The organism is Stenotrophomonas sp. 2YAF22 (genome assembly GCF_052114665.1).
Lineage (GTDB): Bacteria > Pseudomonadota > Gammaproteobacteria > Xanthomonadales > Xanthomonadaceae > Stenotrophomonas > Stenotrophomonas indicatrix.
This window is the reverse complement of the sequence record NZ_JBFRFE010000197.1, coordinates 1-6660: the sequence shown is the minus strand read 5'-3', so window position 1 is coordinate 6660 and position 6660 is coordinate 1. Positions and strand designations below refer to the sequence as shown.

Below are 6660 nucleotides of genomic sequence, written 5' to 3'. Positions count from 1 at the left end.
GTTCTTCCAGCGTCGGCAGCGGGCTGTGCACTTCGCCCAGCGCGAGGGTGCGACCCGGCAGCAGGCTGGCGTTGTCGCTCAGGCCGCCGGGCGCATCGGCAAACAGCGCAGCAGCCACCGCGGTGCGGCCCTCGCCCAACGCGCAGACCACGCCGAGGTCGTTCAGGAAAATGGGAGCGCTCTTCATTCCTGGCCGGCCATGTCGATCGATTCGATGCGCAGGGTGTAGCCCTCGGCGCGGTTGTCCAGCTGCACGCTGCCATCGCCCAGGCGCTGCAGCTGCAGCCACACGGTGCCGTCGCGGGACAGGCTGCGCTGGCGGCCGTCATCGCTCACCTGCCAGCCGGCCGGCAGCGCGGCGGCAATTGCGTCCGTCGGCCACAGCGCGAACTGCAGGTCATCCAGTACGCGTTCGGCACGCACCTGTGGCGGCAGCCACGGTGCACGCTGCTGGGTCAACTGCTGGCCGTCCCACTGCAGGCGCACGCCGGTCTGGCCCATCGCCTGCACGGCCAGCCGCACCTGCTGTGCGTCGGCTTCCAGCAGCGCATCCAGATCACGCTCGTGGCTGCCGAAGCGGAAGTGCAGCTGCTGCTGCAGGGCCAACGGCGCCGACAGGCTGGACGGTGCCAGCCGCAGCGGCGGCAGTTCGACCAGCGGCCGCGGCATGCGGCTGGCACAGGCGGCCAGCAGCAGGCACAGCAGGACCGCGGAGAGGCGGACGATCAGGCGCTGCACAGTTCCTCCAGCACGCGCATGCGGYGGCCGCTGTCGTCGGCCACATACGGATTGTTGGTATCCCAGGCGTAGCCGGCCAGGATGGAACTGATCATGTCGCGCACCTGCGGCTGCTGGTCGGGGTGGTAGATGATCTTCTGGAAGCCGCCCTGGTACCAGCTTTCGACGAAGCGGCGGAACGTTTTCACACCGGCACGCAGCGGAATCGAGAATTCGCCTTCCCAGTCCACGGTCTCGCCCGCGTAGCGGCGCTTGAGGCATTCGCTGGYCAGCTGCGCCGACTTGAACGCGATGGTGACGCCGGAGGAGAACACCGGGTCGAGGAACTCACCGGCGTTGCCCAGCAGCGCATAGCCCGGGCCCCACAGCGAGCTGACATTGGCCGAATAGCCGGTGATGCGGCGCACCGGCAGCACCGCCCATTCGGCATTGGCCAGCAGCGAGGTCAGGTTCGGATCCTCGCCGACGATGGCCTGCAGCTTCTGCAGGTCGTCGCCTTCGTAGCGCTCGAAGAACGATGGCTCGGCGACCACGCCCAGCGAGCAGCAGCCGTTGGAGAACGGGATCGTCCAGTACCAGACGTCGATGTGCTCGGGATGGGTGGTGATCAGGATCTTGTTGCGGTCGAAATCCGCTTCGGCCGGGATGTTGTCGCGCACGTGGCAGAAGATCGCGCCGCGCACCGGGAAGTTGGAGGGTGATTCCAGGTCAAGCAGGCGTGGCAGCAGGCGCGCGAAGCCAGAGGCGTCGAGGATGAAATCGGCTTCGATGCGGTACTCGCTGCCATCGGGGCGGCGCACGCTCACCAGCGGCTGATCGCCCGGCTCGACGGACAGCACTTCGTCACCGAAGCGCAGGGTCGCGCCCATGCGCTCGGCGCCGCGCGCCAGCACGTTGTCGAAGTCGGCGCGCTGCACCTGGTAGGTAGTGCCCCAGCCCGGCGAGAACTTCTTCCTGAAGTCGAACGCGGTGCGCGCTTTCCCGTGCACGAAGGCCGCGCCGTTCTTGTACTGGAAGCCCGCCTCGACCACGTCCTGCAGCAGGCCCGCCGCTTCGATGTATTCCATGCTCTGCGGCAGCAGGCTCTCGCCGATGGAGAAGCGCGGGAACTGCTGGCGCTCCAGCATCAGCACCTTGCGGCCCTGCTGGCGCAGCATCGCCGCGGCCACCGAACCGGCCGGGCCGGCGCCGATGATCAGGATCTCGGTACGTTCCACGTCTTCGTGGCGGGAAGAATCAGCGGCATCCACAGCAGTAGTCATCGGTGCGTCCTTGTTGCTCGATCAGGTGGAAAAGCGGAGGAATCGGAATGAAGCGTGCCCGGTCAGGCCGGCGGAGCGTCATGCGGTGGCGGCCGGAACAGCGGCGAGATCAGCCACACCAGGCCGATGCCGAACAGCAGGGTGAGCCCGAACGCACGCAGCGCCGGCGTCTGCGAAAGACCCAGCAGGCCGAACGACAGCCAGGTGCTGGCCGCACCCACGCATACCGCCAGCCAGGCACTGGCATCGCCGCGGTGCTCGATCAGGAAGATGCCGTAGTCGATGCCCATGCCCAGCAGCAGCATCAGTGCCAGCACGTTGAACAGCTGCAGCGGCTGGCCGAACAGGCCGAGCAATCCAAGGGTGAGCGCGCCGGCCACCAGGGTCGGTGCGAATACGCGCCAGGCCTGGCGCCGGTAGCGCAGCCACAGGGCGCCGAACACCAGCACGATGCCGACCAGCAGCAGGCCACCCATCAGCTTGCGGTAGTGGCCCAGCAGCTGCGAGAAATCGGCCGTACGGTCGACCCAGCGCACGCCGTCCAGGCCTTCGGCAGCACCGCGCAGGGTGGCCAGTGCATCGGCACGCGACAGGTCATCGACCATCACCACGCTGATCATCTGCCCGCCCACGTTGCCGACCCACAGGTGGCGGAACGGCTGCGACGCCGGCGAGGCGAGGAACGCCTCGGCGCTCAGCGGCGCCGCTGCGAATGAGGGGCGCTGCAGGGGCTCGCCCACCGCTTCGCCCACGGCGGCCAGCACGCCGGGTTCCACCCTGGCGGTCAACGCCGCATCGGCCTGCTGCCGCGCGGGCGATGGCAACCAGTCACTGATTGCGCGGTAACCGCCGATGCGCTTGTCGTGGGTCAGTTCACGCAGGCGCGTGGTCAGCGCTTCTTCGCGCTGCAGCAGTTGTGCGGCATCGCTGCCCTGCACCAGGTAGAACTGCGCCGGGCTGGGCATGCCCAGCAACTGGCTGAGGCGGATCTGCTGGGCCATCAGCGCCGGCGGCGACGACTGCAGGCTGCGCAGGTCGTCGTTGCTCTGCAGGCGGGTGATGCCGATGACCGACACCAGCGCGGCCACGCCGAGGAAGATCGCCACCGGGCGACGCCCGTGCAGGCGCGGGAAACGCTCCAGCGTGTTGCCCAGCCACTGCGCGAAGCGGGTGGTACGGATCTCGCCACCGTCCAGCCACGGGAACCAGAAGATCACCGTGAGGAAGGCAGCGGCCAGCCCCACCACCGAGAACAGCGCCATCTGCCGCAGGCCGGGGAACGGCGCCAGGCCCAGCGCCAGGTACGCCAGCGCACTGGTYAGCAGCGCCAGCCACAGGCCCGGCAGCAGATGCCGCAGCAGCTTCCAGCGACGGTCGGCCGGCTCGGCCTGGCGCGAAGCGAACCAGTGGATGCCGTAGTCCTCGGCCACGCCGACCAGCGAGGCACCGAACACCAGGGTCAGCACATGCACCTTGTCGAACACCAGCACGGTCACCGCCAGCGCCACGCCACAACCGATCAGCAACGAAGCGGCAACCAGCAGGATCGGCCGCAGCGAGCGGAACGCCAGCCACACCAGCAGCAGCACCGCCGCCAGCGAACCCCAGCCGATGGTGTTGATCTCCTGGTTGGCCTGCACGGCAGCCGCTTCGGCATGCAACGGCACGCCGGCATGCAGGATCTCCAGATCCGGCGCAGCGGCCTTGGCCGCCTGTCCGGCGCGTTCGAGCAGGCCATCGAGATGACGCTCGCCATCGAGCCTGAAGGCCGAGCCCGGCGTATCGAACTGCAGCGCCGCCCAGTGCTTGCCTTCGGCCTCGAGCAGGCCGTCATCGCCCAAGCGCAGGCCGGAGCCCTGGGCCTGCTGCTGCCACCACTGCGGCCACAGCGACAGCGGATCCTGCCGCCACTCGGTCAACCGCGGCGCGCCCATCGGGCCGTACAGCGCGCCGAGTGCCTGTTCGGCCAACGCACCGGGTTCGGCCTGCTGCAACTGCTCGCGCTGGGCCGGGGTCAGCAGGCGATCGCGGTACGGTGCGTAGAACGCACGCGCCTCATCGAACCAGCCTTCGATCGAACCACTGGGCACCAGCAGCGCGCTGTCGGCATCACTGGCCATCGCCGCGGCGAACGCGGCCTGCGCGCGCTTGGCAGCGGCACCGTCGGTACTGCCGAGCAGCACCACCACCTGCCGCGAGCTGCCATCGGCAATGCGCCGGGTGACGTCGCTGAGCAGGCGGTCGTGCGCGTCCTGCGGCAGCAGGGCGAGGATGTCGGTGTCGATCCGCGACTCCTGGCTCCACAGTCGCCACTGCTGCGCACCCAGCACCAGCAACAGCAGCAGCCAGGCGATGCCCAGCCAGTGCCACCAGCGGCGCAGGCGATCCGGTGCGGCGCTGTCACTCAAAGCGGCGCGCCTCGTCGGCGTTCAACGTGGCCGGCGCTTCGCTCAGCGCAGTGAACTGGATGCGGGTGCGATCCTGGTTGGCTTCGATGATCTCGACCTGGCGCACGTAACGGTCGCCCTGCAACGTCAGCGACTGGAAGGCCTTGGCCAGCATCGCCGACTTCGGCGTCAGCTTCAGGCGCCAGCCCTGCCCTTCACGGGTGGCCTCGACGTTGAACTGGCTGGACAGTGCCTGCACGTCACCGCTCATCAACGCGAACATGATCGCGTTGACCGAGCGCATCGCCGGCTGCTGGCGCGCGTCCAGTTCGACGCGGGTGCTGCCATCGCGCTGGCGGCTGAGGATGCGGTCGGCAGTGACCACCACCTCCGACGGGAACGGCTTGAGCGTGGACCAGATCACGCCGTGCTTGCGCGCGACCACGAACTGGCCCTGCGAACGCAGTGGGTTCTTGAAACCGCTGACCTGCTTTTCCTGGGTGAACTGACCGCGCAGCACGTCCGGTCGGGCGACGGCCTGGGTGATGGCATCGACGGCGGCATCAGCCGCCTGCACCAGCGGTGCGGCCACCAGCAGCAGCGCGCACAGCAGCACGCGCGGAAGACGAAGGGATCGGTTCACGGGGCAGGCACTCCAAGACGCTGCCACAGCACCGGCGGGCACTGGTACAGCATTTCCTTGCTGGCCGCGTCGACCGCGACCTGGATGGTCATTGCGCGGGTCAGCACCTGGCCGCTTTCCGCATCAAGGATCTCGTATTCGATCTTCAGCCGGTTTTCCCACTCGACGATGCGCGAGCGCACCCGCAGCGCCTGGCCGAACAGCAGCGGCCGCACGTACTTCACCCGCGCATCGACCACCGGCCACAGGTAGCCCGATTCGAGCATCTGCGGATAGTCGTAGTCGTAGCGCTTCAGCAACGCGCAGCGCGCGATCTCGAAGTACTTGAAGTAGTTGCCATGCCAGACCACGTTCATCGGATCGCAGTCGTGGAAAGCAGGGGCCAGCTCGACCTCGCCGACCAGTTCGTTACCTTCATTCACCGACATACAGCTCCCAACGTTGCGCGCGGATCTCCACCAGCAGTTCCCGCAGTTCGCGATCCAGCGCGCGGTCTTCTTCGACCAGGGCGATGCGCTGCCCCAAGTCGGCGTACATGTCGGCCAGACTGCCATGCAGCTGCGCGTTCATGCCAACCCGTTCGCGCAGCGCCAGGCCCTGGCGGGCAGCGATCAGCATGGCCGCCACCACCTGTTCAGTCAGTTCGATCACGCGCAGGCAGTCGCGCGCGGCGATGGTGCCCATGCTGACCTTGTCCTGGTTGTGGCATTCGGTGGACCGTGAGAACACCGAGGCCGGCATGGTCTGCTTCAGGGCCTCGGCCGTCCACGCCGAAACGCTGATCTGCAGCGCCTTCAGGCCATGGTTGATCGCCGCGCGCGGGCCGGTGGCCGCCGACAGGTTGGCCGGCAGGCCGTGGTTGTAGCGGGCGTCGACCACCAGCGCCAGCTGCCGATCGAGCAGGTCGGCGATGTTGGCAACCGTATTCTTCAGCGTGTCCATCGCCAGCGCGATATGCCCGCCGTAGAAGTGGCCACCGTGCAGGATGCGCTCGCCGTCGGCGTCGATCAGCGGGTTGTCGTTGGCGCTGTTCAGTTCGGTTTCGATCAGCTGGCGCAGGAACGGCAGGGTGTCTTCCAGCACGCCGATCACGTGCGGCGCGCAGCGCAGCGAGTAGCGGTCCTGCAGGCGCTGCTCGTTGCGCGGCGGGCGCTCGCTGTGCAGGTCGCTGCGCAGGCGTGCGGCAATACGCGACTGCCCCGGGTGCGGCTTGGCGGCGAACAGGGTTTCATCGAAGTGATGCGCGTTGCCATCGCTGGACAGCACGTTGAAAGCGGTCAGGCGCGTGGCCATACGTGCCAGGTAATCGGCGCGCTGCCAGGCCAGGCAGGCCAGGCCGGTCATCACCGCCGTGCCGTTCATGATCGCCAGGCCTTCCTTCGGCCGCAGCTTCAGCGGCGTCATGCCGATCTTCGCCAGCACGTCGGCAGCCGGCTGTACGCGGCCGTCGTGCAGCACCTCGCGTTCGCCGCACAGCACGGCCGCCACGTACGACAGCGGGGTCAGGTCGCCACTGGCGCCCACCGAGCCTTCGGCCGGAATCAACGGCAGCACATCGTGCTGCAGCAGCGTGGCCAGGCCTTCCAGCAACGGCACGCTGACGCCGGACATGCCGCGCACCAGCGAAGCC

Annotated in this window: 6 protein-coding genes and 1 pseudogene; all 7 read right to left on the bottom strand. The window is 68.2% G+C overall.

Features of this window, described 5'->3' with window-relative positions:
* Positions 1-187: pseudogene (locus tag AB4Y84_RS09790) on the bottom strand (beta-ketoacyl-[acyl-carrier-protein] synthase II); the annotation flags it as partial.
* Positions 184-738 carry a DUF3261 domain-containing protein gene (locus AB4Y84_RS09785; protein ID WP_442244203.1) on the bottom strand — a complete coding sequence of 185 codons (555 nt, stop codon included), beginning with the start codon at positions 736-738 and terminating at the stop codon, positions 184-186. The pseudogene AB4Y84_RS09790 and the gene AB4Y84_RS09785, both read right to left, overlap by 4 nt.
* Positions 726-2000, bottom strand: coding sequence for an NAD(P)/FAD-dependent oxidoreductase (locus AB4Y84_RS09780; protein ID WP_442250070.1), 1275 nt, complete (start codon positions 1998-2000; stop codon positions 726-728). The genes AB4Y84_RS09785 and AB4Y84_RS09780 overlap by 13 nt, the downstream gene beginning before the upstream one ends.
* 62 nt (positions 2001-2062) lie before the next feature.
* Positions 2063-4408: an MMPL family transporter gene (locus AB4Y84_RS09775; protein WP_442244204.1), complete on the bottom strand. Its 2346-nt coding sequence runs from the start codon at positions 4406-4408 to the stop codon at positions 2063-2065.
* Positions 4401-5030, bottom strand: a complete 630-nt coding sequence (locus AB4Y84_RS09770) for an outer membrane lipoprotein carrier protein LolA (RefSeq protein WP_099785846.1) — start codon at positions 5028-5030, stop codon at positions 4401-4403. The genes AB4Y84_RS09775 and AB4Y84_RS09770 overlap by 8 nt, the downstream gene beginning before the upstream one ends.
* Entirely contained in the window at positions 5027-5458 is a 432-nt protein-coding gene (locus AB4Y84_RS09765; protein ID WP_025878003.1) for an acyl-CoA thioesterase, read from the bottom strand. Before AB4Y84_RS09765 ends, AB4Y84_RS09770 begins: the two co-directional genes overlap by 4 nt.
* Positions 5445-6660, bottom strand: a 1216-nt coding sequence (locus AB4Y84_RS09760) for an HAL/PAL/TAL family ammonia-lyase (RefSeq protein ID WP_442250069.1), incomplete at its 5' end; no start/stop codon positions are given. The genes AB4Y84_RS09760 and AB4Y84_RS09765, both read right to left, overlap by 14 nt.

What these genes read in the sequence shown, in the direction of transcription:
- AB4Y84_RS09765 (WP_025878003.1), bottom strand. Translation starts at nt 5,458, where the DNA reads ATGTCGGTGAATGAAGGTAACGAACTGGTCGGCGAGGTCGAGCTGGCC.